The following is a 265-nucleotide window of genomic DNA, read 5'->3' as shown; positions in this document are numbered from 1 at the left end:
GCTTCTATCTGCTGAGAAAAATCCACCAAAGTAATTTGCAAAGCGGGTTGGCCTTGCCACTCGGTAACATGGTCAATGGTGAGCACCGAAAACTGCTCCCCATTTTTTTTGGTGTTTTCAAAGACGCGGATTTTTGGTCTAGCTTTGCCACTGATAACCGATTCATAGGCATTAATCGCCTCTTGCTGATCGTCTTCAGCAATCAGTTCGAGCAGTGAAGGTAGCGCCAGTATTTGCTCAGCGGATTCGTATCCAAACATTTGGG

General features: G+C 46.0%; 1 protein-coding gene. It reads right to left on the bottom strand.

The window, feature by feature from the left end; genetic code table 11:
• Nucleotides 1-265: hypothetical protein (locus Q4528_RS14225; RefSeq protein WP_303522276.1), on the bottom strand; the 265-nt coding region annotated here is incomplete at both ends.

It is taken from the genome of Staphylococcus pasteuri, assembly GCF_030547725.1.
GTDB classification, from domain to species: domain Bacteria; phylum Bacillota; class Bacilli; order Staphylococcales; family Staphylococcaceae; genus Staphylococcus; species Staphylococcus pasteuri.
The sequence above is the reverse complement of the archived record's forward strand: the minus strand, read 5'-3'. Positions and strand labels throughout refer to the sequence as shown.